Source organism: Phenylobacterium sp. (genome assembly GCF_036402295.1).
In the GTDB taxonomy this organism is placed as follows: domain Bacteria; phylum Pseudomonadota; class Alphaproteobacteria; order Caulobacterales; family Caulobacteraceae; genus Phenylobacterium.
Genome location: NZ_DASWTE010000261.1, coordinates 1 through 23,978 on the forward strand (window position 1 = coordinate 1; position 23,978 = coordinate 23,978).

A 23,978-nucleotide genomic window follows, 5' to 3' on the forward strand; every position below is an offset into this window, starting at 1 on the left:
GCTGTCGTCCGAGCAGATCGGCACCCTGATCATGGCGCTGGGCGCCGGGATCGGCCGCGACGAGTTCAACATCGAGAAGCTGCGCTACCACAAGATCGTCATCATGACGGACGCCGACGTCGACGGCGCCCACATCCGGACCCTGCTCTTGACCTTCTTCTACCGGCAGATGCCGGAGGTGATCGAGAAGGGCTACCTCTATATCGCCCAGCCGCCGCTCTATAAGGCGAGCAAGGGCAAGTCGGTCCGCTACCTGAAGGACGATCCCGAACTCGAGATCTACCTGATCGACGAGGGCGTCGACCAGGCGACCCTGGACCTGCCGTCGGGCGAGCGCCTCACGGGCGCCGACCTCCTGGCGCTGGTGCAGACCGCCCGCGGCGCCAAGGCCAACATCGAGCGCCTCGCCGCCCGCGCCCCCGCCTTCGCCATCGAGCAGGCCGCCCTGGCCGGCCTGCTGGCCGAGAACGGCGATCCGGCGGCCGCCGCCACCCGTCTCGACCTCTACGCCGAGGAAGGCGACGGGCCCTGGTCCGGGGAGAAGGCCGCCGGCGGCGGCTACGCCTTCAGCCGCACCAAGCGCGGCGTATCCGAGCGCGTGGTGCTGGACGAGCTGCTGCTGCACGCCGCCGACGCGCGGCGCCTGGCCGAGCGGTCGAAGGAGCTGGCGCAGGTGTTCTCGGGACCGGCGACGTTCACGCGCCGCGACCGCACCGCCAAGGTGCGCGGGCCGCTCGACCTGGTGAACGCGGTGATGGACAACGGCCGCCGCGGCCTCGCCATCCAGCGCTACAAGGGCCTGGGCGAGATGAACGCCGAGCAGCTGTGGGAGACGACGCTGGACGTCGAGGCCCGCACCCTGCTGCAGGTGCGCGTGAACCACGCCGACGACGCCGACGACATGTTCACCCGCCTGATGGGCGACCTGGTGGAGCCGCGGAGGGACTTCATCCAGGAAAACGCGCTGGATGCGGAGGTGGACGTCTAGGCCTCGCCCACCTCGTCCTTCCACGGCCTGGCCCAGACCAGGTAGCGCAGCGGCCCGTGGGTCTTGGCGTCGAGCGGCCAGCAGGTGGCCAAGGCCAAGGCGCGGCCGGGTCGGTGGGGGTCCACGCCCGAGGCGTCCCAGCGCACGACCTGGGCGCCGGCCACCCGGAACTGCACTTCGCGGCCGTCAATGCGCTCCACCTCGATCACATCGCCGGCCTTCACCTGGCCGAGCAAGGCGAAGTGGGTGTCGCGATGGGCGGCGTAGACCGCTGTGCCGCGGTCCCCGGCCTTAGGCGTGCCCGCAACGTGGCCGGGCCCGAAGGCCAAGGCCTGACCGCTGGCGCCGTCCAGCACGATCACCGAGCGGTCCAGGCGGGGGAAGGTGATCCTGGCCACCGGCCAGGTATCGGCCCAGGGCCACGGCTTCACGGGCCGGCCGGTAGCGAGCGAGCGCTCGAAGGCCCGTTCAAGCAGCACCTGGGCCAGGGCGGCCTTGGCCGGGATCCACAGGCCCTGGGCGCAGAGCGCCAGGCCCACGGCCACGGTCAGGGCCGCCGGCGCCAGGGACGCGAGCCGCCGCAGCGCGGCTCGCGGCAGGCGGGCGATCCGGGTCACGCGGCCTTCCTGCGGTCCGACAGCGTCCAGCCGCCGGCGCCGAGCAGGCCGCCCAGCGCCAGCAGGGCCAAGCCGAGCAGGACCAGCATCGGGCCGTCGGTGGCGGTCTGCGGCAGGTCGAGGCCGGCGACCTCGAGTTCGGCGGCCGCATCCGCCGGACCGTCGGCGGCCGGGTGGCGGGCGCCGCCGAACAGGACGTCGAAGTCCCAGCCGGCCGGCAGGTTCAACGGCAGGTCGGCGCGGGTCAGCGGAGTTCCGGCGGGGCGGGACGGGGTCTTGTCGACCGCCACCAGGCTCGTCTGGCTGGTCACCAGCTGGTGGTCCAGGCCCAGCTTGAGCACGCGGGCGTCCGCCTCGTCCGGGCTGATCTGGGTCAGGCTGCGGGCCACCTCGGCATCGGTGATCTTGCGCCGCGCCCACAGCTTGGAGATGCCCTTGCCGGCCTCGGCGTCGTTCAGCGGGATGCGGGTCTCCCACGGCTTGCCGTCGATCATGCCGCTGACCACGAGGACGCCCTGCATCGTGCCGACCTTGGCGGCGACGGTGATCGGCTCGCCGCGGTAGAGGTCGGGCAGTACAGCCGGCGCCAGATCGGCGTCAGTCCCGTCGAACGTCGCCGCCAGGTTGGTGGCGACAGGATTTTCCAGCTTGTCGAACAGCCGGCGCATGACCTCTTCGACCGCATCGGTCGAACCGATGTGGGTGAAGGTTCCGCGGCCCAGCTCGGCGGCGCGGCTCATCAGATAGGTGTTGGGGGCCGAGCCGATGCCGACCATGAACACCCGCGAGCGCCCGCGCTGCGCGGTGATGGTGTCAAACAGGCTCTGCTCGTCGCCGATGGCGCCGTCGGTCAGGAACACCACCTGGCGCAAGCGGCCCACGTCGTTCGCCTGGTCATCCTTCAGCGCCGCGGCCATGGCCGGGATCATCTCGGTGCCGCCGTCCGCCTCCAGGCCGGCGACGAAGCGCTGGGCCTTGGCGACATGCGCCGCGTCGGCCGCAACGACCCCCGGGAACAGCACCGTATAGCTGTCGTCGAAACGCACGACGTTGAAACGGTCGCCGGGCTTGAGGTGCGCCAGGCCGTAGGCGAGGCTGGCCTTCGCCTGCGCCATCGACTCACCGCCCATCGAGCCAGAATTGTCGATCACGAAGACGATGTCACGCGGCGCTGGCCGCGTTGTACGCAGGCCGATCGGCGGGGTCACCTGGGCCAGGATGTAGTCGCCGCCGGCCACCTTCTCGTGGAACAGGGAGACGGCAGGGGCCGCCAGGGGCGCCGCGCGCCAGGTCAGCACGAAGTCGCGGTCGGCCGGCGCCTCGCCCTTGGCGAGGGAGATCCGCTTGCCGCCGCGCTCGTCGCGCACGTCCAGGGCGTGGGTGGCGCTGGTCACGTCGGCCAGCGCAAAGCCGGCGCGGAGGTGGACGGTGATGGTCACTGGGTTGATCTTGCCGCTGACGCGGGGATCGAGGATCGGGGCGCGGGCGTCGGGGGCCGACGCCGCGCCGGGCGACGTGTATCGCGGAGCCACGACCAGCGGCGCGCGCAGCGAATAGTCGCCGCCCGAGACCGTGACGGGCGCCTGATACTCGATCTGCACCACCACCGTGTCGCCGGGGCCGACATTGGCGACGGCGTTGGTGAACATGTTGGGCCGGCCCTGCTCGACCAGGGCGGCCTTCTGGCCCTGGGCCTTGGCCGCGTCATAGATTGCCTGGGCCTCGGCCTTCTTCCTGATCTCGCCGACGATGACCTTGTTCCCGACCACCATCTTCAGGGTGTCGACCCCGCCGTCGTCGGGCAGGGGATAGACGTAGACCGCCTCCACCCAGCGGTTGCTGTCGTTGCGGAAGGCCTGGGTGACGCGGGTGCGCACGGTCAGGCCGCTGACGACCATGTCGATGTCGGTCCCCAGCCGCACCGCCTCGACCACTTGGTCGCCGCCGCGGGCGCGCATCATCAGCGCGCCGGACGTGACGTCGCCGGGCTCGGCGGCGAAGCTCTTGGGACTGAATACAAGGGCGGTCAGCACGGACAGCAACAGCATCCACCCGGTGTGCCGGGCCAGACCGCGGGACGCGCCAACGTCGGACGCGAACATGGAACGATCTCCTCTTCTCGAAAGCGAGAGATCTCTCTTGTCGTCACGCCGCGCGCAGGGCGTGAGCGTCATGATCTGCAAAGCTCATGAGGAAGCCGTGCAGTTCGTCAGGTCGAAACCTTGCAGGGTCCGGGGCGGCGCCGCAGTGTGCGGAAATGTGCGGATTCGTGAGGCCCTGACGCGATGACCCTGGCCCCGGCCGACGCCGACCTCTCGATCGAACTGAGCCGAGCCATCGCCGCGCGGGTGCGCGAGGAACTCGCGCGCCGACGCCTGTCGCGCCAGGCCCTGGCGGATCTGGCCAAGATCAGCATCTCGACCTTGGAGAAGGCCCTGGCGGGCCGCAGGCCCTTCACCCTGGCCACGACGATTCGCCTGGAGGAGGCGCTGGGGGCGACCTTGCGCGCGCCGGTCCGTGCGCCGCCGCCGGGCCTGGCGCCCGACACGTTGGGCGCCTATTCGCGCCCGGCCGTCGCCTGGCTGGAGGGCGAATATCTGACGCTGCGCCCGTCGTTCGAGGACCCCACGGCAGTCTACGCCTACCGCACCGAGATCGCCTGGGACGAAGCCTTGTCCAGCCTGGCATTCCGCGAGGCGGCACGGCAAGACGCCGACTTTACCCAGAAGGGCGTGGTGTCGCTGTCCAATCAGTCAGGACACATCTACCTCGTCACCAACGAACAGGGTCAGTTTCGACTGATCATTCTTGGCCGTCCCTCGATTGGCGGCGAGATGTACGGAACGCTGGCGACCTTGCAGGCCGGTCAGGGCAGTCAGCTGACGCCCGCCGCCGCTCCGATCGCACTCGTCCCGCTGCGCCGCGTGACCGACGCCACGTTCGGGCGGATCACCGTCGGCGGGCGCCACTACGACGACTACCGGGCGACCCTGGCGCGGGTCACCGAAAAGGGCTTCGCGCGCTTCTTCGTCGGGTAGAGAGCGCAGCAGCAGCCTGAGGCAGCCGGCCCTGCCTCTGCACCTCGTCGGCGAGCGTACGGGCGATCCGGCCCCGCCAGCCTTGGCCAAGGAAGCGGCGCAGCTAGGCCCAGGTCTGCTGCAATCGCAGGCCGCAACTTGAGGTTGGAAAACACCGCATTCCCACGCTGGCTCTGACGACCTAGGGTCGGCTGGATGACAGCCGAGGTTCAAGGTTCCGCCTCCACAGGCCCTCGACGGCGCGTGCGCTCCGCCGCGCCCAGCCTGCGTGGCCGGCTGACGCTGCTGGTGCTGGCGGTGCTGCTTCCCGCGATCGTCGCCTTCGGAGTGCTGGTCTGGAGGAGCTACGGCGAGCAGCGGCGGCTGTTGGAGGTGCAGATCGTCGAAACCGCCCGGGCGCTTTCCCTCGTGGTCGACCGGGACCTCCGCAAGAACGAGGTGCTGCTGCAGGCGCTGGCCAGCTCTCCAGCCCTGCCCGGCGGCGACTGGGCCGCGTTCGACGCCCAGGCCCGGGTGGCGGCGCGGGGGATGGATGCGACCATCTCGCTGCTCGACCCCGAAGGCTTCCTCGTCGCCAGCACGCGCGCCCCGCCCGGCGCGCCGATGCCGCGCGTCAAGCCCGAGCAGGCCGGCGTGACGGTCGCCCGCACGCGGGAGGACGGCGCCCGGGTCTCCAACCTGTTCCGAGGCATGGGCACCGGACTTCCCAGCATCGCCTTCGACATTCCGGCGCCGGGCCCCGACGGCGGCGCCACGCGCATCGCCGCCGTCACGCCGGCGACCGCGCTCGATCACCTGTGGGGGGACCAGGATTTTCCGGCGCGCTGGGTCGGCACCGTGCTGGACGCAAGAGGGGTCATCGTCAGCCGCAACCGCGATGCGGCGGCCTTCGTCGGCCGCGAGGTCCCCGCGGGATTGTTGCGCCAGGTCAGGGCGGCCCCGTCCGGGATCACCGTCGGGCGGACCATGGACGGCGTGCAAAGCGTCGTCGCCTGGAACCGCTCGGCGGACTATGGCTGGACGTTTCTCGTATCGGTCCCCGAGGCGGAGGTGGTCGGCGCCGTTCGGCGCTCGCTGGCGTTGGGCGGCGCGATGGGACTGGCGCTCGTCATTGGCGGGGCTGCGCTGGCGGCGCTGCTGGCGCGCGACATCGTGCGGCCGGTGGAACGGCTCGCCGAGACCACGGCCGCCTGGGCGGCAGGCGACCCTCTGGCGCTCGCTCCGACCCGGACCCGCGAAATCGACGCCCTGCAGGCGCGGCTGGGCGAGTCGGCGACCGTGATCGACGCCCAGCGCCGCGACCTCCTGGACCTGAACGCCTCGCTGGAAGAGCGGGTGACCCAACGGACGCGCGAACTCGCCGAGGCGACCGAGCGGCTGGCCCAGGCCCAGAAGATGGAGGCCGTCGGACGCCTTACCGGGGGCGTCGCGCATGACTTCAACAACCTGCTGATGGCCGTGCTGGGCAACCTCGACCTGCTCGGGCGCCGGCTGACGGAGCCTCGACTGCTTCGCTTCGTCGATCAGGCGCGCTCGGCGGCGGAACGCGGCGCTGTGCTGACGTCGCAGCTGCTGGCGTTCTCCCGCCGGCAACGGCTCGAGCCAAGGCCCATCGACGTCGGCGCGCAGGTGCGCAACGCCATCGATCTGCTGCGCCCCACGCTGGGCTTCAAGCACACGATCGAAACCCGGATCGCGGCCGACCTCTGGCCGGCCATGGCCGATCCGACCCAGCTGGACCTGATGACGGTGAACCTGACGCTCAACGCCAGGGACGCCCTACCCGCAGGCGGTGTCATCACCCTGTCGGTCAGCAATGCCGCGGCCGAGCCGGCAAGGGAGTCGCCGGACGCGCCGCCCGCCGGCGACTATGTGGTCGTCGCCGTCTCCGACAATGGCGAGGGCATGACGCCCGAGGTGCTGGCGCGCGCGTTCGAGCCGTTCTTCACCACCAAGCCGCTCGGCAAAGGCTCGGGCCTCGGCCTGTCGCAGGTGCTGGGACTGGCCAAACAGCTTGGCGGCGGCGTGGATGTCGAGACGGCGCCCGGCGAGGGCTCCACCTTTCGGGTCTACCTGCCGCGCGCCGAGGGCGCCGAGCGGCCCGCCTGCGAACCCGAGCCCGAGCCGGATATCGCGGCCCTCAAGGATCTGACGCTATTGCTCGTGGACGACGACCCGGCCGTGCGCGCGGTCGCGGCGGGCCTGCTGCGCGACCTGGGATGCCAGGTTACGGAGGCCTGCGACGGCGAAGCGGCGATCACCGCGCTGCGTCGCGCCCCGGACCATACGGCCGCGGCCCTGATCGACTTCGCGATGCCGGGCTTCAACGGTGGAGAAACGGCCGCGGCGCTCCGCGCCTTGCGACCCGACCTGCCGGTGGTGCTGATGAGCGGCTACGCCGACCTTGACGCCCTGGCCGACGCCTGGTCGGGCCCGGTCCTGCGCAAACCGTTCAGCCGCGCGGAACTCGCGCGCGAGCTGGCCCGGGCCACGGCGCCAGGCGCGTCGAGGAGCGCAGGCTAGGGCGCGGACGGCTCAGCGCCGCTCCCCGAACACCGCCGAGCCGACGCGCACGCTGGTGGCGCCGAAGCGGATGGCGGTTTCGAAGTCGCCGCTCATGCCCATGCTCAGCTTCGTCAGGCCGTTGCGCTCGGCGATCTTCTTCAGGAGTGCGAAGTGGGGGCCGGGCGGCTCGTCGGCGGGGGGGATGCACATCAGGCCCTCGGGCATGAGGCCGTAGTTCGCGCGGCAGGCGGCGATGAAGGCGTCGGCGTCGGGCGGGATCACGCCGGCCTTCTGCGGCTCCTCGCCGGTGTTCACCTGGACGTAGAGGCGGGGCAGGCGGCCCTGCCGCTGGACCTCGTCGGCGAGGGTGCGGGCGAGCTTTTCGCGGTCCAGGCTCTCGATGACGTCGAAGAAGCCCACCGCCTCCCTGGACTTGTTGCTCTGCAGGGGCCCGATCAGGTGGAGCGTCAGGCCGTCGGCCCTGCCCTCCCAGCGGGTCATGGCCTCCTGCACGCGGTTCTCGCCGAACACCCGGTGGCCGGCCGCCAGCACGGGCTCGATCGCCTCCCACGGCTGGGTCTTGGAGACCGCCACCAGGGTCACGGCGGCCGGATCGCGGCCGGCGGCTTGCGCGGCGCGGGCGATCCGGGCCACGACGTCTGCGTAGCCTTCGGCGGTGGGAGCAGCGGACATCTCGGCTTTCTGGACCCTGGAACGGACAGCCCGGCTCTTACCGGCCCGCCGAAGGCTTCGGAAGGCCCTGCCGGCGCTGCTGTTCTTCACCGACCCCGTCCGGACACCCGATCCGGAGGCGATCGCCGCCCATCTCCCGCCCGGCAGCGCCGTCGTCTACCGCCACTTCGGCGCGCCGGACGCCGAGGCGCGGGCCCGGCGGCTGCTCGCCATCGCCCGGACGCGGCGGCTGAAGGTGCTGATCGGCGCGGACCCGGCGCTGGCGACGAAGGTGGGCGCGGACGGCGTCCACCTGCCCGAGCGGCTGGCGCATCGCGCGCAAGCACTGAAGCGCGCCCGTCCCGGCTGGCTGGTGACGAGCGCAGCCCATTCGCTGGCCGCCGCGCGGCGGAGCGGCGCCGACGCCGTGGTGATCTCGGTGGCCTTGCCCTCGAGGAGCGCCTCGGCCGGCGCGGCGCTGGGCCCGCTCCGCCTGGCCGCGCGGGTGCGCGCCGCGGGGCGGCCGGCCTATGCGCTGGGGGGCGTGAACAACAAGACGGCCCGCCGTCTCATCGACGCGGGCCTGGTCGGTCTGGCGGCCGTGGACGGCCTTAGAACTTGAACCGGGTCTCCAGCCGCACCTTGGGCTGGTCGGCCGGGCGCGCCTGGTTGCGCTGCGGCGTCAGATCCTGCTCGCCGAGGGCCACCGAACCGCCGACCCGCACCGACGGCGTGATCCGGAAGTAGGCGCCGGCCGAGACGTCGTTCGGGGTGGCCGGGCGCGCCGAGGGCTGCTGGATGCCGAGGGTGAAGCCGAAGCGGCCCTTGCTGACGTCGTACTGCGACGCCTTGCCCGTGTTGGGCGCGGCGGCGGCGGGTTCCGAGCGGACGGTGAAGTCGACGGGCTTCGGCGCCTTGTCCGCCGCGTACGCGCCGCCGGCCACCGCGCTCATCAGCGCGGCCGCAACAAACGCGACGCTCGTACGACGGATGGACATCTTAGTTCTTATATAGCCCCAACGGTCACCGTTCGCGACGTCTGCACAGTGCACAGCTTCGCGATTGACAGCCGATTAAGGCGTGAGGTGAATTCCGGTCAACGGGACTCAACCCTTAGGGGACGCTCTGCGACGAGTTGCCGGAGAGGTGTGACCCCCGCGCCACGCGATTCCTGTTTGGCGACCTGCACCGCATTGTTATAGAGGCAGCCGGCGCGGGGCGGCGCCGTGGCGCGTTAACTGCGTCGCGGAAACTGTTTGAGAGGGTGTAGATGCCGTTTTTGCGCGGTGATCGTATGCGTGGGCTGATGATTGCGGCTGCGGCGCTGGGCGTCGTGGGCCTGAGCGCGTGCGGCAGCATCCCGAATCCCCTGGGCGGCGGCAAGTCGGCCAAGGTCCGTGCGTCGGGCGACAACGCCGCGGCGATCGGTGTCAACGGCTACCTGTGGCGCGCGACGCTGGACACGCTCAGCTTCATGCCGCTGCAGTCGGCCGATCCCTACGGCGGCGTCATCGTCACCGACTGGTACACCAACCCGGAAAAGCCGGACGAGCGCTTCAAGTGCACCGTCTACATCCTGGACTCTCGCCTGCGCGCCGACGGCCTGAACGTGGCCGTCTTCAAGCAGAACCGCGACGCCACCGGGAACTGGGTGGATGCGCCGACCGCGGGCCAGACCGAGACGGACATCGAGAACTCGATCCTGACCCGCGCGCGCCAGCTTCGACTTTCGAACATCAAGGGCTGATCCCAGCCTTTTCGTTCGTCTGTCGACGCGCCGTGATCTCCCAAGGCCGTTGACCGGAAGTGAAACCCCCGTCAAAGGCCCCGATCATGGCCCGCTACAATCCGAAAGAGACCGAACCGAAGTGGCGCAAGGCGTGGACCGACGCTGACGCCTTCCGCGCCGTCGCGGACCGGTCGAAGCCCAAGTACTACGTGCTGGAGATGTTCCCGTACCCGTCGGGACGCCTGCACATGGGCCATGTGCGCAACTATTCGATGGGCGACGTCATCGCCCGCTACAAGCGCGCCCGCGGCTATTCCGTCCTGCATCCGATGGGCTGGGACGCCTTCGGCCTGCCCGCCGAGAACGCCGCCATCGAGCGCGGCGTCGACCCAAAGGCCTGGACCTACGAGAACATCGACCGGATGCGGGCCGAGCTGAAGGAGCTGGGCCTGTCGATCGACTGGTCGCGCGAGTTCGCGACCTGCGACGTCGAGTACTACGGCAAGCAGCAGGCCTGGTTCCTGGACCTGTTCGAGGCCGGCCTGATCTATCGCAAGGAAAGCGTCGTCAACTGGGACCCGGTCGACCAGACCGTGCTGGCCAACGAGCAGGTGGTGGACGGGCGCGGCTGGCGCTCGGGGGCGCCGGTGGAGAAGCGCAAGCTGAACCAGTGGGCCATGCGCATCACCGACTATGCCGACCAGCTGACCGACGACCTGCAGACCCTGGACCGCTGGCCCGAGAAGGTCCGGGTGATGCAGGAGAACTGGATCGGCCGCTCCAAGGGCTGCCGCCTGACGTTCCACTTCAGCGGCGACTGGCCGGCCGCCTACGATCGCGGCGGGCTGGAGGTCTACACGACCCGCCCGGACACGCTGTACGGCGCGAGCTTCGTGGGCATCGCCGCCGACCATCCGCTGGCCGACCTGGTCGCCGAGCAGGATCCGCGGGCCGCCGCCTTCATCGCCGAGTGCCGCAAGGGCGCGGCCACCGAGGCGCAGATCGAGACCGCCGAGAAGGTGGGCTATGACACCGGCCTGACCGTGAAGCACCCGTTCGACGAGAGCTGGGAGCTGCCGGTCTGGATCGCCAACTTCATCCTGATGGACTACGGCACGGGCGCGATCTTCGGCTGCCCGGCGCATGACCAGCGCGACCTGGACTTCTGTCGCAAGTACGGCCTGCCGGTGAAGCCGGTGGTGCTGCCGCCCGGCGCGGACCCGGCGACGTTCCAGGTGGGCGACGAGGCCTATACGGGCCCCGGGACGATCTTCAATTCGGACGGGCTGGACGGGCTGGATGTCGAGGCCGCCAAGGCCGCCGCCATCGCCCGCGTCGAGGCCGAGGGCCAGGGCGAGGGCGCGATCGCGTTCCGCCTGCGCGACTGGGGCGTCTCGCGCCAGCGCGCCTGGGGCTGCCCGATCCCGGTGGTGCACTGCGAGGCCTGCGGCGTCGTCCCGCTGCCGAAGAGCTCGCTGCCCGTCGCCCATCCCGAGGACATCGACTTCAGCAAGTCGGGCAATGCGCTGGCGTTGCACCCGACCTGGAAGCACACGATGTGCCCCGGCTGCGGCGGCCCGGCGACGCGCGAGACCGACACCCTGGACACCTTCGTGGACTCCAGCTGGTACTTCGCGCGTTTTGCGAACCCGTTCGTCGACGAGCCGATCAGCAAGGCCGACGCCGACTACTGGCTGCCGGTGGACCAGTACATCGGCGGCATCGAGCATGCGGTGCTGCACCTGTTGTACGCCCGCTTCATTACCAAGGCCCTGGCCGACAACGGCCAGCTGTCGGTGCGCGAGCCGTTCGCGGGCCTGTTCACGCAAGGCATGGTCACCCACGAGACCTACCGGCGGCAGAACGGCGAGTGGGTCGAGCCCAAGGAGGTCGAGATCGTCGCGGAGGGCGCCACGCGCCGCGCCACTCTGGGCGGCACGGGGGAGCCGCTGATCATCGGCGACATCGAGAAGATGTCGAAGTCCAAGAAGAACACCGTGGCGCCTGAGGAGATCTTTGACGTCTACGGCGTGGACGCGGCGCGCCTGTTCGTGCTGAGCGACAGCCCGGCCGAGCGCGACGTGCAGTGGACCACGGGCGGCGTCCAGGGATCGTGGCGCTTCGTGAACCGCGTGTGGGACGAGTTCGACAGCCAGCCGGCGGGGTCGGCCGCCGCCGAGCCTGACACCGAGCTGCGGCGGGCCACCCACAAGCTGATCAAGCAGATGACCGAGGCCATCGACAGCTTCCGGTTCAACTCGGGCATCGCGCGGCTGTACGAGTTCCTGAACCTCCTGAAGGCCAACCCGGCCAAGGGCGCGACGCCCGCCGTCCTGGCGGCCCGCCAGGAGGCGCTCTCCGCGTTCGCCCGCCTGATCGCCCCTTTCACGCCGCACCTGGCCGAAGAGTGCTGGGTCCGCATCGGCGGCAAGGGCATGGTCGTGGCCGCGCCCTGGCCCGACTACGACCCGGCGCTGACCGAGGACGCCACCAGGGTCCTGCCCGTGCAGGTCAACGGCAAGCGCCGCGGCGAGATCACCGCGCCGGCGGGCGCCGAACCGGACGACGTGGAGAAGATCGTGCTGGCCGACGCAGACATCGCCGCGAAGCTGGAAGGCCTGACGATCCGCAAGATCATTGTGGTCAAGGACCGGATCGTGAATATCGTGGCCGCATGAAGCGCGTCCTGATCCTTGCTGCGGCTGGAGCCGCCCTCGCGCTCGGCGGTTGCGCGGGTTTCCAGCCGCTCTACGCCCAGCCCGCGGTGGTGAAGAACCTGGCCGCGATCCAGGTGAACGCGCCTGCGGGCCGCACCGGCTACCTGATCCGCCAGCACCTGGACGACGCCTTCGCCAAGGACCACTCGGCGACGCCGGCCTACACGATGGACCTGCAGCTCGGCGAAGCGCGCTACCCGCGCGGCGTGCGCATCGACAACGTGGCGACCCGCTACGAGTACGTGCTGTCGGCCTACTACGTGCTGAAGTCGGCGTCGTCCGGCGCGATCGCCAAACAGGGGACGGTGCGGGTCGAGCTCACCTACGACAGCGCCGACCAGCCCTACGCCTCGATCTCCGCCCAGCAGGACGCCCAGGACCGCGCCGCCGACGAAGCCGCCCGCCGCATCGAGCTGGAACTGGCTGTCTGGCTCGCCAACGGGGCCAAGGTGGCCGCGCGCTAGCGAGATGATCCTCAGCAAGCGCCCCGATATCGAGCGCTTCCTCGGCAGACCCGATCCGGCGATCCGCGCCGCGCTGTTCTATGGCCGCGACCTGGGCGTGGTGCGCGACCGCGGCCACCAGCTGGCGGCCAAGTTGGTCCCCAACCCCGACGATCCCTTCGACGTCGCGCTGCTCACCGAGCAGGACCTGGCCGACGACGGCGGCCGGCTGGAAGGCGAGCTGGCGGCGCAGTCGCTGATGGGCGGGCGCAGGCTGGTGCGGCTGCGGCTCACCGCCGAGAAGCCCGCCGCCGACAAGCTGGCGGCCGAGGCGCTGGAGCGCCACGCGAAGGGCGAGCTGAACCCGGACGCCTTCTTCCTGATCGAGGCCGGTAACCTCGGCCGGGAGTCGGCGCTGCGGAAGACCGCCGAGAAGGCGAACGCGGCCGCGGCCATCCCTTGCTACGAGGACGAGCCCGGCGACGTGGCGCGGCTGGTCCGCGAGACGCTGGCCAAGGACCAGGTGTCGCTGAACGCCGAGGCCCTGCAGCTGTTCGTCCAGCGGCTGCCCAAGGAACGCGGCGTGGCGCGCCAGGAGATCGAGCGGCTGGCGCTCTACCTCGGCCCCGGCAGCGGCGCGACGGCGACGCCGGCCGACCTGGAGCCGTTCCTGGGCGTGGAGCCGGAGTCCTCGCTGCTGGACGCCGCGTCGGACGCGTTCGGCGGCCGGCTGGGCGAGGCGCAGGCGGGTTTGAGGCGCGCGGCGCAGGAGGGCGAGAGCGGCCCGGCGGCCGTCCGCGCCATCGGCATGCACCTGGGTAAGCTCCGCCGCACGCTGACGCTGATCAAGGCCGGCGCAGGCCCGCAGGAGGCGGCCAAGGCGTCGGGCGTGTTCTGGAAACAGGAGCGCGAGTTCCTGCGGCAGACGCGGGGCTGGACGCTGGACGAACTGGACCGCATCCAGCCGCAGGTGCTGGAGGCCGACCGGGCGTGCAAGACCGCGGGCTCGCCGGACCGACTGATCGCCGAGCGCCTCGCGCTGACCGTGGCGGGGCGGGCGCGAAGGTTGGGGTTGTAGGCACCCCTTCCTCCCCACGGTTGTCATCCCGATTTCGCCGCAGGCGAAGACCGGGATGACAAAGAGGGGTGGGTGGATATCCTCCGTACCCGACCTTTGAAGCCGCGCGGCAGACGCGGCGGGTGGGAGCGGTTGAATGTTCAGGGCAATCCTTCTCGGCGCGCTGTTGCTCGCCACACCGGCGCTCGCGCAGCCGCCTCGCCCGGTCACCACCTACAAGGCCCCGCGCGCCGCCGACGGGCATCCCAGCCTCGAGGGCGTCTGGACCAACGCCTCGATGACGCGGCTCGAGCGCAATCCGCGCTTTGGCAAGGACCTGGTGCTGACCGAGGCCGACGTGCAGCGCATCGAGGGGCGGAACCAGCGGCTGATCGAGCTGGGGAGCCGGCCCACCGACCCGACGACAAAGGTCACCGACCTGCCCGCCGACTGCTCGGGCGGGCGAGGCGTCGACTGCAACTACAACGCCGTCTGGACCGATCCCGGCTCGACGGTGATGCGTGTGGCCGGCCAGCCCCGGAACGGGTACATCACCACACCCGCCGACGGCCGCGTGCCGATGCGCAAGGACTTCGCCGGGAGCCCCTTCGGCCGCCGTCTGCCGGCCGGCGTGGGCGTCAGCGACAATCCGGAGAGCCGGGCGCTGGGCGAGCGGTGCCTGCTGTCGTTCGGCAACTCGTCGGGGCCGGTGATGGTCCCGGGGCTCTACAACAACACCTACCAGTTCGTGCAGACCGCCGACCACGTGGCGATCGTGGTGGAGATGGTCCACGACGCGCGCATCGTGCGGCTGAACGGCAAGCATCGAACCGACGGGATCCGGCCGTGGCTGGGCGACTCCGTCGGCCGGTGGGAGGGCGACACCCTGGTGGTCGAGACGACCGGCTATCACCCGCAGCAGGTGTTCCGCGGCGCGTCCGAACACCTGAAGGTCACCGAGCGGTTCACCCCGGTAGGGCCGGACCGGCTGCACTACGGCTTCTGGGTGGAGGACCCGACGGTGTTCAGCCAGCCGTGGGGCGGCGAGTACGAGTTCAGCCGCATCAGGGGCCAGCTCTACGAATACGCCTGCCACGAGGGGAACTACGGCCTCGCCAACATCCTCTCCGGGGCCCGCGAGGAGGAGCGGACGGGCGTGAAGACCGCGCCCACCAACGTCGACCAGCGCGCGGCGTCGGACGAAGGCGAGGAGGAAGGGAGCTAAGGGCCCGTTTTCCGGACTCGAGTCGGCATCGCCCAGGAGTCAGGACAGCGCATCCACATATGTGGATCGGAGGCCTATTTCAGCTCCGCGTGAGCCGTCGGCAGATCTCGTCGAGCTGTTCCAGGGTGGCGTAGCGGATGCGCACTTCGCCCACGCCGCCGCGGTCGGCGACGTCGACGCTCATGCCCAGCGCCTCCTCGAGGTCGGACTCGAGGGCCGCGGTGTCGGCGTCCTTGGGCGCCTTGCGCGGGCCCGAGGCCTTCCTCGGCGCGTCGCCGCCCTTGTCGCGGGCCAGGGCCTCGGTTTCGCGGACGGAGAGCCCCTGGGCCACCACTTTCTCAGCCAGCCCTTCGGCGTCGCCGGTCGAAAGTAGGGCCCGGGCATGACCGGCGGTCAGGCGGCCCTCGATGAGGTGCTCCTGCACGCTCTCGGGCAGCTGGGTGAGACGCAGGGTGTTGGCCACGTGGCTGCGCGACTTGCCGACCCGCTTGGCCGCCTCCTCCTGGGTAATCTGCATCACCCCCATCAGGGACCAGTAGGCGCGGGCCTCTTCGATGGGATTGAGGTCCTCGCGCTGGACGTTCTCGATGATGGCGATCTCGAAGGCCTCGGCGTCGCCCAGGCTGCGGATCAGCGCCGGCAGGGCCCGCAGGCCCGCCCGCTGCGCCGCGCGCCAGCGGCGCTCCCCGGCGACCAGCTCGTACTCGCCCTCCCCGCGCTTCGACGGCCTGAGCAACACGGGCTGCAGCACGCCCTTGTCGCGGATCGAGTCCGCCAGCTCGGCGAGCTCCGCCTCGGCGAAGTGACGGCGCGGCTGGTCCGGGTTGGCGTGGATCAGCTCGATCGGGACCTCGCGCACGCCGGCGGCGGGATCGACCGCGTGGCTGATCTCCTCGGCTTCGCCCAGCAGCGCCGACAGGCCCCGGCCCAGTCCTCTGCGGTTCTCGGCCATCAGCTCACTTCCAACAGTTGGGCGCGGCGCTTGCGCTCGCGCAGCACGACCTCGCGCGCCAGCTTCAGATAGGCCTGGCTGCCGGCGCACTTCAGGTCGTAGACCAGCGCCGGCTTGCCGAACGACGGGGCTTCCGAGACCCGCACGTTGCGCGGGATAACCGTCTCGTAGACCGCCTCGCCGAAGTGGCCGCGCACGTCGCTGGCCACCTGGCCCGAGAGCGCGTTGCGGCGATCGTACATGGTCAGCACCACGCCCTGCAGCTCCAGCGCCGGGTTCAGGCTGCCCCGCACGAGGTCGATGGTGCGCATGAGCTGGGAGAGGCCCTCGAGGGCGAAGAACTCGCACTGCAGCGGCACCAGCACCGCGTCGGCGGCGGCCATGGCGTTGACGGTGAGCAGGTTCAGCGACGGCGGGCAGTCGATCAGGACGTAGGTGTAGCTCCTGGCGTCCTTCAGGGGGCTGAGCGCGTCGCGCAGCTTGAACGAGCGGCGGGCCTGGTGGCCCAGCTCCAGCTCGACGCCCGAGAGGTCCGGGTCGGAGGGCACGAGGTCCAGGCCCGGCACGGAGGTCTTCACCACCGCCTCGATGACCTGCTTCTCGCCCATCAGTACGTCGTAGAGCGTGTTCTTGCGCAGCGCGCGGCCGACGCCCAGGCCGGTGGAGGCGTTGCCCTGAGGATCCGAGTCGATCAGCAGCACCTTCTCACCGACCGCGGCCAGCGCGGTGCCCAGGTTGATGGCCGTTGTCGTCTTGCCGACGCCGCCCTTCTGGTTGGCGACGACCAGCACGCGTAGTCCCCGGTCAGACCTTGCGGGCACGCCCCAACCTCCTCACACGCACAATACGGCCCCTCTCGTCGCTCAGAGACGGTATCACGTCCGCCTCGTACTCCCAATATTTTGCGGCCTCGGACATTTCGGCCACTACATCTTGACCCTTGAGGAACAAGCCCTGCGCGCCCGCTAGCAGGTATGGCCGGGCATACCCCAACAGTCTGTGAAGAGGCGCACAAGCCCTCGCGGTGACGATGTCCACAGCGAGCTGCAGGTTTTCCGCCCTGGTGTTGTGGACCGTGGCCGGGAGGTCGAGCTCGTCCACGACGTCGGAGAGGAAGCGGCAGCGCTTGGCCATGCTCTCCACGAGATGGATGTGGAACCCCTCCCGCCCCTTCGAGAGGATCGCCAGCACCAGTCCGGGGAAGCCGGCCCCGGCGCCGAGGTCGGCCCAGGTGCGGGCATCGGGGGCGAGGCGGAGGAGCTGGGCGGAGTCCCAGGCGTGCCGGTTCCAGAAGTCCGGGAGCGTGGCCGGGCCGACCAGGTTCATGACCGCGTTGCCGGCGGTCAGCATTTCGAGGAAGCGGGCGAGGTCGGCCGCCTGCTCCGGCGTGGCCTTGGCGGCCTTCGCGAAGCTCTGCGCGTCCGTGACCGCCACGCTCAGGCCGCGCGCCGGCGGACGTGGGCGAGGAGCGCGGTCAGCGCGCCCGGGGTGACACCTTCGATGCGGGCGGCCTGGCCGAGCGTCAGCGGCCGGACGGCGGCCAGCTTCTCGCGGACCTCGTTGGAGAGCCCGCCGATGGCGGCGTAGTCCAGCTCGGACGGCAGGCGCAGGTCCTCGTCGCGGCGGAAGGCCTCGGCGTCGGCGGCCTGGCGGTCGAGGTAGCCGGCGTAGGACGCGTCGATCTCGATCTGCTCGCGCACGGCCGCCGGCCAGGCGCCGATCTGCGGCCAGATGCGGGCCAGGTCCTCGAAGGCGATGGTCGGATAGGCCAGGAGCTCCAGCACGTTGCGGCGCTGGCCGTCGGCCTTCACCGGCAGGCCGGCCTTGGCGGCGGCGGCGGGCGTCAGGGTCAGCGCATGCGCCTGGGCGCGGGCGTCGGCCAGCGCGGCGTGCTTCACGTGGAACACCTCGGCGCGGCGGGAGCCCACGACGCCGAGGTCGACGCCCTTCCCCGTCAGGCGCTGGTCGGCGTTGTCGGCGCGCAGGGTGAGGCGGAACTCGGCCCGGCTGGTGAACATGCGATAGGGCTCGGTGACCCCGCGGGTCACCAGGTCGTCGATCAGCACGCCGATGTAGGCCTCGTCGCGGGCGAACTGGGCCGGGTCGGCGCCCGAGGCGGCGCGCGCGGCGTTGAGGCCGGCGACCAGGCCCTGCGCCCCCGCTTCCTCGTAGCCCGTCGTGCCGTTGATCTGGCCGGCGAGGTAGAGGCCCGGCAGGCGCTTGACCTCCAGGGTCGGGAACAGCTCGCGCGGGTCGACGTAGTCGTATTCGATGGCGTAGCCGTGCCGGCGGACCTGGACGTTCTCCAGCCCCGGGATGGTCTTCAGGAATAGGTCCTGGGTCTCGGCGGAGACCGAGGTGGAGATGCCGTTCGGATAGACCGTGTCGTCGTCCAGGCCCTCGGGCTCGAGGAAGATCTGGTGGCTGGTCTTGTCGGCGAAGCGGACGACCTTGTCCTCGATCGACGGGCAGTAGCGCGGGCCGCGGCCGGTGGCGCGGCCGCCGTAGACCGCCGACTCGCCCAGGCGCTCGGCGATGATCCGGTGGGTTTCCGCCGTCGTGTAGGTGATGCCGCAGGCGATCTGCGGGGTGGTGATCCTGTCGGTCAGGAACGAGAACGGGATCGGCTCGGCGTCGGCGTCCTGCATCTCCAGCCGGTCCCAGGCGATGGTCGAGCCGTCGAGGCGCGCGGGCGTGCCGGTCTTCAGCCGGCCCATCTTCACGCCCATGGCGTAGAGCCGGTCGGAGAGGCCGATGGCCGGCGCGTCGCCGATGCGGCCGGCGGGGATACGCAGCTCGCCCTGGTGGATCACGCCCTTCAGGAAGGTGCCGGTGGTCAGCACGACGCGGCCGGCGGCGTAGGTCTCGCCGCTCGCGCCGACGACGCCGCGAACATGAGCCGCGTCTACAAGGAGATCCTCCACCGCCTCGGCCTTGATGGTGAGGTTGGGCGTGGCGGCCAGCTCGGCCTGCATCGCCTCGCGATAGAGGCGGCGGTCGATCTGGCTGCGGGGGCCGCGGACGGCGGCGCCCTTCGAGCGGTTCAGCATCCGGAACTGGATGCCGGCGATGTCGGCCAGGCGGCCCATGACGCCGTCCAGGGCGTCGATCTCGCGGACCAGATGGCCCTTGCCCAGGCCGCCGATGGCCGGGTTGCAGCTCATCTCGCCGATGGTCTCGAGCTTGTGGGTGAGCAGCAGCGTGCGCGCGCCGAAGCGCGCCGAAGCGGCCGCCGCCTCGCAGCCGGCGTGGCCCCCGCCGATGACGATCACATCCCAAGCACCCATGGTGGGCGGCATATAGGGGAAAAGGCCGGGTGTTTCACGTGAAACAGTGGCGCATCTGGATCCCGGTCTTCGCCGTCGGCGGAACCGGGATGAGCCGCTTCGCGCTCACTTCCCGATGCAGAAGGTCGCGAAGATGCGGCCGAGGACCTGTTCCGGGTCGATGCGGCCGGTAATGCGGTCGAGCGCCCTCGCCGCCAACCGGACGTCTTCCGCGGCGAGCTCCAGGCGTTCGTCCTGCAGGAGGGCGTGGCGCAGGCGGTCGGCCGCTTCGGAGAGGTGTTCCTGGTGGCGCAGGCGGGTGGCGGCGGGCGGCTCGGCGCCGGCCAGGGCGTCGATCACCCGCTCCTCGAGCGTGGACTTGAGCCAGGCCAGGTCGCTGGGGCCGCGGGCCGTGACCTCGGCCGTGCCCAGGCCAAGGCGCTTCGCCTGTCCGGCCGCCCAGGCGCCGGCGGGACCCTTGGGTAGGTCGCGCTTGGTGATCAGGCAGAGGTCGTCGGGTCGCAGCTCCATCGGCGCATGCGCCAGCGGCTCCCCCGAACCGTCCACCAGCCAGAGGCGGAGGTCCGCGCTGGCCGCCCAGGTGCGGGCGCGGCGCACGCCTTCGGCCTCGATCTCGTCGCCGGTCTCGCGCAGGCCTGCGGTGTCGGCGAACAAGGCCTTGTAGCCGGCGAGCACCATCGGGACCTCGATGATGTCCCGCGTCGTGCCGGGGGTGGCGGTGACGATGGCGGCGTCGCGGCCGGCCAGCGCGTTCAGCAGCGTGCTCTTGCCGGCGTTGGGCGCGCCGATCAGGGCGATGCGGAAGCCCTCGCGCACGCGCTCGCCCCGTTCGGCGTCGGCGGCCGCGGCTTCCAGCTCGGCGACCAGCTGTTGCAGCACCGGCCGCGCGCGGGCAGCTACGTCCTGCGGCACCTCCTCGTCTGGGAAGTCGACGGCCGCCTCCAGCATGGCCAGCGCCTCGGTGAGCATGTCGCTCCAGCGGGCGTGGACCTGGGAGAGCCGGCCGCCCAGCTGGTCGAGCGCCTGGCGCCGCTGGGCCTCGGTCTCGGCGTCGACTAGGTCGGCCACGCCCTCGGCTTGGGCCAGGTCGAGCTTGCCGTTCTCGAAGGCGCGGCGGGTGAACTCGCCCGGTTGCGCCAGCCGCAGGCCCAGGCCGGCCAGCGCCTCGAGCAGCGCGCCCATGACGGCGGTCCCGCCGTGCACGTGAAACTCCGCGACGTCCTCGCCGGTGTAGCTCTCGGGGCCTTCGAAGAAGAGGATCAGGGCCTGGTCGATCTCGTCGCCGGCGCCGTCCTGCAGGGTGCGCAGCACCGCCCGGCGCGCGGGCGGCGTCCCGCCGGCCAGGGCGTCCACGGCCTCGCGGGTCCGGGGCCCGGAGATGCGCACCACCGCCACCGAGGCCCGGCCCGCGGCCGTCGCCGGGGCGAAGATGGTGTCGCTCACTTTCGGGGTGTCGTGGCGGCTTCCATGAACTTGCGGAACTGCTCCTGGGCGCCGGTCCCGAAGCTCATCCAGTTCTTCATGAACTCCTCGGGGTTGAGCATGTTGATGTTGGCGTCGATGCGCTTGGTCATCTCGCCCACGAGGTGCTCGTTCAGCGTGCTCACGTCCGGCAGGCCGAGGAACCGCCGGGCCTCCTCCGGGGTGCAGTCCACCTCGATGGTCATCTTCATGACGTCGCCCTTCTCTAACCCGCGAGCGCGACAGGCAAAAGTGGACACCGGTTTTACCGCCCGGCGCGCTCGCACCCAAAGTCGAAACGGGCATTCGCCCGCGAATGCCCTTGGGTCATATGGCCGTGACCCGACGAGTTGCGCTAGAGCATTCAGCGACGGATCGGCATCAGCGCCCCCTCCACCGCGTCGCGGTCCCCCTCCCCCATTTGGCATGGGGGAGGAACTGAGCGGACCGAACGCACCCGGTTTCCTCAGCCGCTTGCGGGGGAGGGAAACCGCGAAGCGGTGGAGGGGGCGCTGGGCGCGGCACGGACCAACCGAAACGAAGAGGACGGAAGATGGGCGAGCGGGTCAGCATTTCGACGCCGGACGGCGACTTCTCGGCCTATGTGGCGCGGCCCAAGGCCGACAAGGCGCCCGCGGTCGTGGTGATCCAGGAGATCTTCGGCGTGAACCAGGTGATGCGCGACATCACCGACGGCCTGGCGGGCCAGGGCTACCTGGCCATCTGCCCCGACCTGTTCTGGCGGATCGAGCCCGGCATCGACATCACCGACAAGTCCGAGGCCGAGTGGAAGAAGGCGTTTGCGTTGTTCAACGCCTTCGACGTGGATGCCGGGGTGAAGGACATCCAGGCCACGATCACCGCCATCCGCAAGGACGGCCAGTGCGCCGGCAAGGTGGGCGCGGTGGGCTTCTGCCTGGGCGGTCTCCTGGCCTTCCTGACCGCGACACGGACCGACGTGGATGCGGCCGTCTCGTACTATGGCGTGGGCATCGAGACCCGCACCCCCGAGGCCGAGAAGCTGGCCGAGCCGCTGCTGCTGCATATCGCGGAGGAGGATCAGTTCGTGCCGAAGGAGGCGCAGGCCGCCATCCTGCGCGACCTCAAGAACCACCCGCAGATCGAGATCCACACCTACCCCGGCCGCGATCATGCTTTCGCCCGCGAGGGCGGCGAGCACTATCACGACCACGACGCCAAGCTGGCCGGCGGGCGGACCCTGCAGTTCTTCAAGCGGACGATCGGCTGATGCGCGCGGTCCGTTTCGAGAAGACCGGCGGCCCCGAGGTGCTCGAGGTCGTCGACGTCGACACGCCCGAGCCCAAGCCCGGCCAGGTGCGGGTGCGCCACGAGGCCATCGGCATCAACTTCATCGACACCTACCACCGCACCGGGCTGTATCCCGTGAAACTTCCGTGCATCCCGGGCGGCGAGGCGGCCGGGATCGTGGACGCCGTCGGCGAGGGCGTGACGCGCCACAAGGTGGGCGACCGGGTCGCCTATTCCGGCGGGTTCGGCGCCTATGCCGAGGCCAATGTCGTGGCCGCCGACCGGGCCGTGAAGGTCCCTGAGGGCTTCGACTCCAACGTCGCCGCGGCGGTGCTGCTGAAGGGCATGACCACCGAGGCCTTCATCCGCCGCACCTATCCGGTGAAGGCGGGCGAGACAGTGCTGGTGCACGCGGCCGTGGGCGGCGTGGGTCAGATCATGACCCAGTGGCTGAAGGCGCTGGGCGCCGAGGTGATCGCCACCGTCGGCTCGCAAGCGAAGGCGGCCAAGGCGCGTGAGCTGGGCGCCGACCACGTGATCCTCTACCGCGAGCAGGACGTGGCCGCCGAGGTCCGCAAGATCACCGGCGGCAAGGGCGTGCCGGTGGCCTACGACTCGGTGGGCAAGGACACCTTCGAAGGCACCCTGGGCAGCCTGGCGCGGCGCGGCCTGTTCGTGAGCTTCGGCAATGCGTCCGGGCCGGTCCCGCCCTTCCCGCCGGCGCGACTGGCGCAGGGCGGCTCGCTCTACCTGACCCGCCCTACCCTCTTCGACTACATCGTCACGACCGAGGAGCTCGACGCCTCGGCCGCTGCGGTGTTCGACGTGATCGCCTCGGGGAAGGTGAAGATCGAGATCGGCCAGACGTTTGCGCTCAGCGATGCGCGCAAGGCGCACGAGGCGCTGGCGAGCCGGGCGACGGTCGGGGCGAGTCTGCTGATTCCTTCCCTCCCTTGATGGGGAGGGACAGGCCGCGCGAGCGGCCAGGGTGAGGGAGTGTGGGCCGGAGTGCTGGCGTCGGTGAGGATCGACACCTCCTCACCCTGCTCGCCTGAAAGCGAGCTGTCCCTCCCCATCAAGGGAGGGAAGTGTTTCACGTGAAACAAAAGCGCTCGTAATACCGGTATGGCCGGGCGGCACTACCGCAGGTGCGAAACGGCGCCGCAACACGCCAGGGTCGACCCGCCTCTCGCGCAGCGGGGCGGCCACGGATACGGCCGCTGCAGCTTAATTCGCCACAGCGGCAATTTCGCTGCCGGGCCTTTGATTTCGTTCAGCTATTTCCCGCGCCAACAAGGCCGTACGCGCGCCGATAGGCGGGCCTCGCGCGGAGCCGTTCGCGATAGGCGGCGACGCCCGGAGTCAGCAGGTCATCGAGCCCGATCGTCCGGGCAAGCGTGACGACAAAGCCCAACGACAGGTCGGCAAGCGTGAACCGGCCGGCGGTCAGGAACTCGCGGCCGTCGGCCAGCCGCTGTTCGATGACGGTCAGGCGCATGGCGAAGGCCTGGCGCGAATGTTCGAGGGCCTGTGCGTCCTTCGGACCGAACCGTCGGGCCCAGGCGAGCGGCGGCTGGAGCGTGGCCTCGCCGAACTGGGCGAGCTGGAGATAGTCCCAGTAGTCGGGGTCGCCCGGATCGAGGGTGAGGTCGCCGCCATAGGTGCGGCTCACGTACTCGCAGATCGCCAGGCTCTCGATCAGCCGAACCGGGCCGTCCTCGAGCACCGGGATCGTGCCGGCCGGGTTGATCTTCAGGAAGTCGGGATCGCCGCCCGGCGGCCAGGCGATCTCGACCACCTCGTAAGGCGCCCCCACTTCCTCACAGGCCCAGAGGACCCGCTGCGAGCGCGCGGCGCCGGAGGCGTAGATGCGGAGCATTTTTGCCCTCCCTTTCGGGGAGGGTGGCGAGCGGAGCGAGACGGGTGGGGATGGGATGATCACCCGCAGCGTCCGCACTCCGGACCACACTTCCCCACCCTGGCCGCCAAGACGGCCTGTCCCTCTCCGGAGGGGAGGG

22 protein-coding genes are annotated in these 23,978 nt (G+C 70.7%); 11 read left to right on the top strand and 11 right to left on the bottom strand.

Annotated features, from left to right (window positions below; all coding sequences use genetic code 11):
* Positions 1-988: toprim domain-containing protein (locus tag VGD44_RS15950; protein ID WP_331088836.1), on the top strand; the 988-nt coding region annotated here is incomplete at its 5' end.
* On the opposite strand, the gene VGD44_RS15955 is transcribed toward VGD44_RS15950, so the two are convergent.
* Positions 985-1,605 carry a class GN sortase gene (locus VGD44_RS15955; RefSeq protein ID WP_331088838.1) on the bottom strand — a complete coding sequence of 207 codons (621 nt, stop codon included), beginning with the start codon at positions 1,603-1,605 and terminating at the stop codon, positions 985-987. The two genes, VGD44_RS15950 and VGD44_RS15955, sit on opposite strands and share 4 nt — an antisense overlap.
* Complete coding sequence (locus VGD44_RS15960; RefSeq protein ID WP_331088840.1) at positions 1,602-3,707, bottom strand: marine proteobacterial sortase target protein; 2,106 nt, start codon at positions 3,705-3,707, stop codon at positions 1,602-1,604. Before VGD44_RS15960 ends, VGD44_RS15955 begins: the two co-directional genes overlap by 4 nt.
* A 183-nt stretch (positions 3,708-3,890) precedes the next feature.
* Here VGD44_RS15960 and VGD44_RS15965 point away from each other — a divergent pair, with 183 nt between their 5' ends.
* Both VGD44_RS15965 and VGD44_RS15970 read left to right on the top strand, forming a co-directional pair.
* Positions 3,891-4,643 carry a helix-turn-helix transcriptional regulator gene (locus tag VGD44_RS15965; protein ID WP_331088842.1) on the top strand — a complete coding sequence of 251 codons (753 nt, stop codon included), beginning with the start codon at positions 3,891-3,893 and terminating at the stop codon, positions 4,641-4,643.
* Between the two features lie 243 nt (positions 4,644-4,886).
* Complete coding sequence (locus tag VGD44_RS15970; protein ID WP_331088844.1) at positions 4,887-7,166, top strand: hybrid sensor histidine kinase/response regulator; 2,280 nt, start codon at positions 4,887-4,889, stop codon at positions 7,164-7,166.
* 12 nt (positions 7,167-7,178) lie between these two features.
* Here the strand turns inward: VGD44_RS15970 and VGD44_RS15975 are convergent, their stop codons facing one another.
* Positions 7,179-7,841 (bottom strand): YggS family pyridoxal phosphate-dependent enzyme, encoded by a 663-nt coding sequence (locus tag VGD44_RS15975; RefSeq protein WP_331088846.1) that lies wholly within the window; start codon positions 7,839-7,841, stop codon positions 7,179-7,181.
* On the opposite strand from VGD44_RS15975, the gene VGD44_RS15980 reads away from it, so the two are divergent.
* Entirely contained in the window at positions 7,825-8,442 is a 618-nt protein-coding gene (locus VGD44_RS15980) for a thiamine phosphate synthase (RefSeq protein WP_331088848.1), read from the top strand. The genes VGD44_RS15975 and VGD44_RS15980 overlap by 17 nt on opposite strands.
* Here VGD44_RS15980 and VGD44_RS15985 read toward each other — a convergent pair.
* On the bottom strand, positions 8,432-8,818 hold the full coding sequence (locus tag VGD44_RS15985) for an NtrZ family periplasmic regulatory protein (RefSeq protein WP_331088850.1): 387 nt from the start codon (positions 8,816-8,818) through the stop codon (positions 8,432-8,434). The genes VGD44_RS15980 and VGD44_RS15985 overlap by 11 nt on opposite strands.
* Before the next feature lie 296 nt (positions 8,819-9,114).
* Here VGD44_RS15985 and VGD44_RS15990 point away from each other — a divergent pair, with 296 nt between their 5' ends.
* From VGD44_RS15990 to VGD44_RS16010, 5 genes are all read left to right on the top strand, one after another.
* Positions 9,115-9,567 (top strand): DUF3576 domain-containing protein, encoded by a 453-nt coding sequence (locus VGD44_RS15990; RefSeq protein WP_331088852.1) that lies wholly within the window; start codon positions 9,115-9,117, stop codon positions 9,565-9,567.
* Between the two features lie 86 nt (positions 9,568-9,653).
* Positions 9,654-12,227, top strand: coding sequence for a leucine--tRNA ligase (leuS, locus tag VGD44_RS15995; protein WP_331088854.1), 2,574 nt, complete (start codon positions 9,654-9,656; stop codon positions 12,225-12,227).
* On the top strand, positions 12,224-12,730 hold the full coding sequence (lptE, locus tag VGD44_RS16000; RefSeq protein WP_331088856.1) for an LPS assembly lipoprotein LptE: 507 nt from the start codon (positions 12,224-12,226) through the stop codon (positions 12,728-12,730). The genes leuS and lptE overlap by 4 nt, the downstream gene beginning before the upstream one ends.
* Positions 12,731-12,734: 4 nt before the next feature.
* Positions 12,735-13,787: a DNA polymerase III subunit delta gene (gene holA / locus VGD44_RS16005; protein WP_331088858.1), complete on the top strand. Its 1,053-nt coding sequence runs from the start codon at positions 12,735-12,737 to the stop codon at positions 13,785-13,787.
* 136 nt (positions 13,788-13,923) lie between these two features.
* Positions 13,924-14,991 (top strand): hypothetical protein, encoded by a 1,068-nt coding sequence (locus VGD44_RS16010; RefSeq protein WP_331088860.1) that lies wholly within the window; start codon positions 13,924-13,926, stop codon positions 14,989-14,991.
* Positions 14,992-15,070: 79 nt separating this feature from the next.
* Here VGD44_RS16010 and VGD44_RS16015 read toward each other — a convergent pair whose 3' ends face one another.
* The 6 genes from VGD44_RS16015 to VGD44_RS16040 all read right to left on the bottom strand — a co-directional run bounded on the left by VGD44_RS16015 (position 15,071) and on the right by VGD44_RS16040 (position 20,903).
* Positions 15,071-15,943, bottom strand: a complete 873-nt coding sequence (locus VGD44_RS16015; protein WP_331088862.1) for a ParB/RepB/Spo0J family partition protein — start codon at positions 15,941-15,943, stop codon at positions 15,071-15,073.
* Positions 15,943-16,764 (bottom strand): ParA family protein, encoded by an 822-nt coding sequence (locus VGD44_RS16020; RefSeq protein ID WP_331088863.1) that lies wholly within the window; start codon positions 16,762-16,764, stop codon positions 15,943-15,945. The genes VGD44_RS16015 and VGD44_RS16020 overlap by 1 nt, the downstream gene beginning before the upstream one ends.
* The gene (gene rsmG / locus VGD44_RS16025) at positions 16,748-17,377 is read right to left on the bottom strand and encodes a 16S rRNA (guanine(527)-N(7))-methyltransferase RsmG (protein WP_331088865.1); all 630 of its coding nucleotides are present in this window, start codon (positions 17,375-17,377) and stop codon (positions 16,748-16,750) included. The genes VGD44_RS16020 and rsmG overlap by 17 nt, the downstream gene beginning before the upstream one ends.
* A 2-nt stretch (positions 17,378-17,379) precedes the next feature.
* A complete protein-coding gene (gene mnmG, locus VGD44_RS16030) occupies positions 17,380-19,230 on the bottom strand; it encodes a tRNA uridine-5-carboxymethylaminomethyl(34) synthesis enzyme MnmG (protein ID WP_331088867.1) in 1,851 nt (616 codons plus the stop codon).
* A 105-nt stretch (positions 19,231-19,335) separates the two neighbouring features.
* Positions 19,336-20,673 (bottom strand): tRNA uridine-5-carboxymethylaminomethyl(34) synthesis GTPase MnmE, encoded by a 1,338-nt coding sequence (gene mnmE, locus VGD44_RS16035; protein ID WP_331088869.1) that lies wholly within the window; start codon positions 20,671-20,673, stop codon positions 19,336-19,338.
* The gene (locus VGD44_RS16040; protein ID WP_331088871.1) at positions 20,670-20,903 is read right to left on the bottom strand and encodes a DUF6489 family protein; all 234 of its coding nucleotides are present in this window, start codon (positions 20,901-20,903) and stop codon (positions 20,670-20,672) included. The genes mnmE and VGD44_RS16040 overlap by 4 nt, the downstream gene beginning before the upstream one ends.
* Before the next feature lie 341 nt (positions 20,904-21,244).
* On the opposite strand from VGD44_RS16040, the gene VGD44_RS16045 reads away from it, so the two are divergent.
* Positions 21,245-21,940 (top strand): dienelactone hydrolase family protein, encoded by a 696-nt coding sequence (locus tag VGD44_RS16045; RefSeq protein ID WP_331088873.1) that lies wholly within the window; start codon positions 21,245-21,247, stop codon positions 21,938-21,940.
* A complete protein-coding gene (locus VGD44_RS16050; RefSeq protein WP_331088875.1) occupies positions 21,940-22,917 on the top strand; it encodes a quinone oxidoreductase in 978 nt (325 codons plus the stop codon). The genes VGD44_RS16045 and VGD44_RS16050 overlap by 1 nt, the downstream gene beginning before the upstream one ends.
* A 316-nt stretch (positions 22,918-23,233) precedes the next feature.
* Here VGD44_RS16050 and VGD44_RS16055 read toward each other — a convergent pair whose 3' ends face one another.
* Positions 23,234-23,839: a glutathione S-transferase family protein gene (locus VGD44_RS16055; RefSeq protein ID WP_331088877.1), complete on the bottom strand. Its 606-nt coding sequence runs from the start codon at positions 23,837-23,839 to the stop codon at positions 23,234-23,236.
* Positions 23,840-23,978 lie beyond the last annotated feature (139 nt).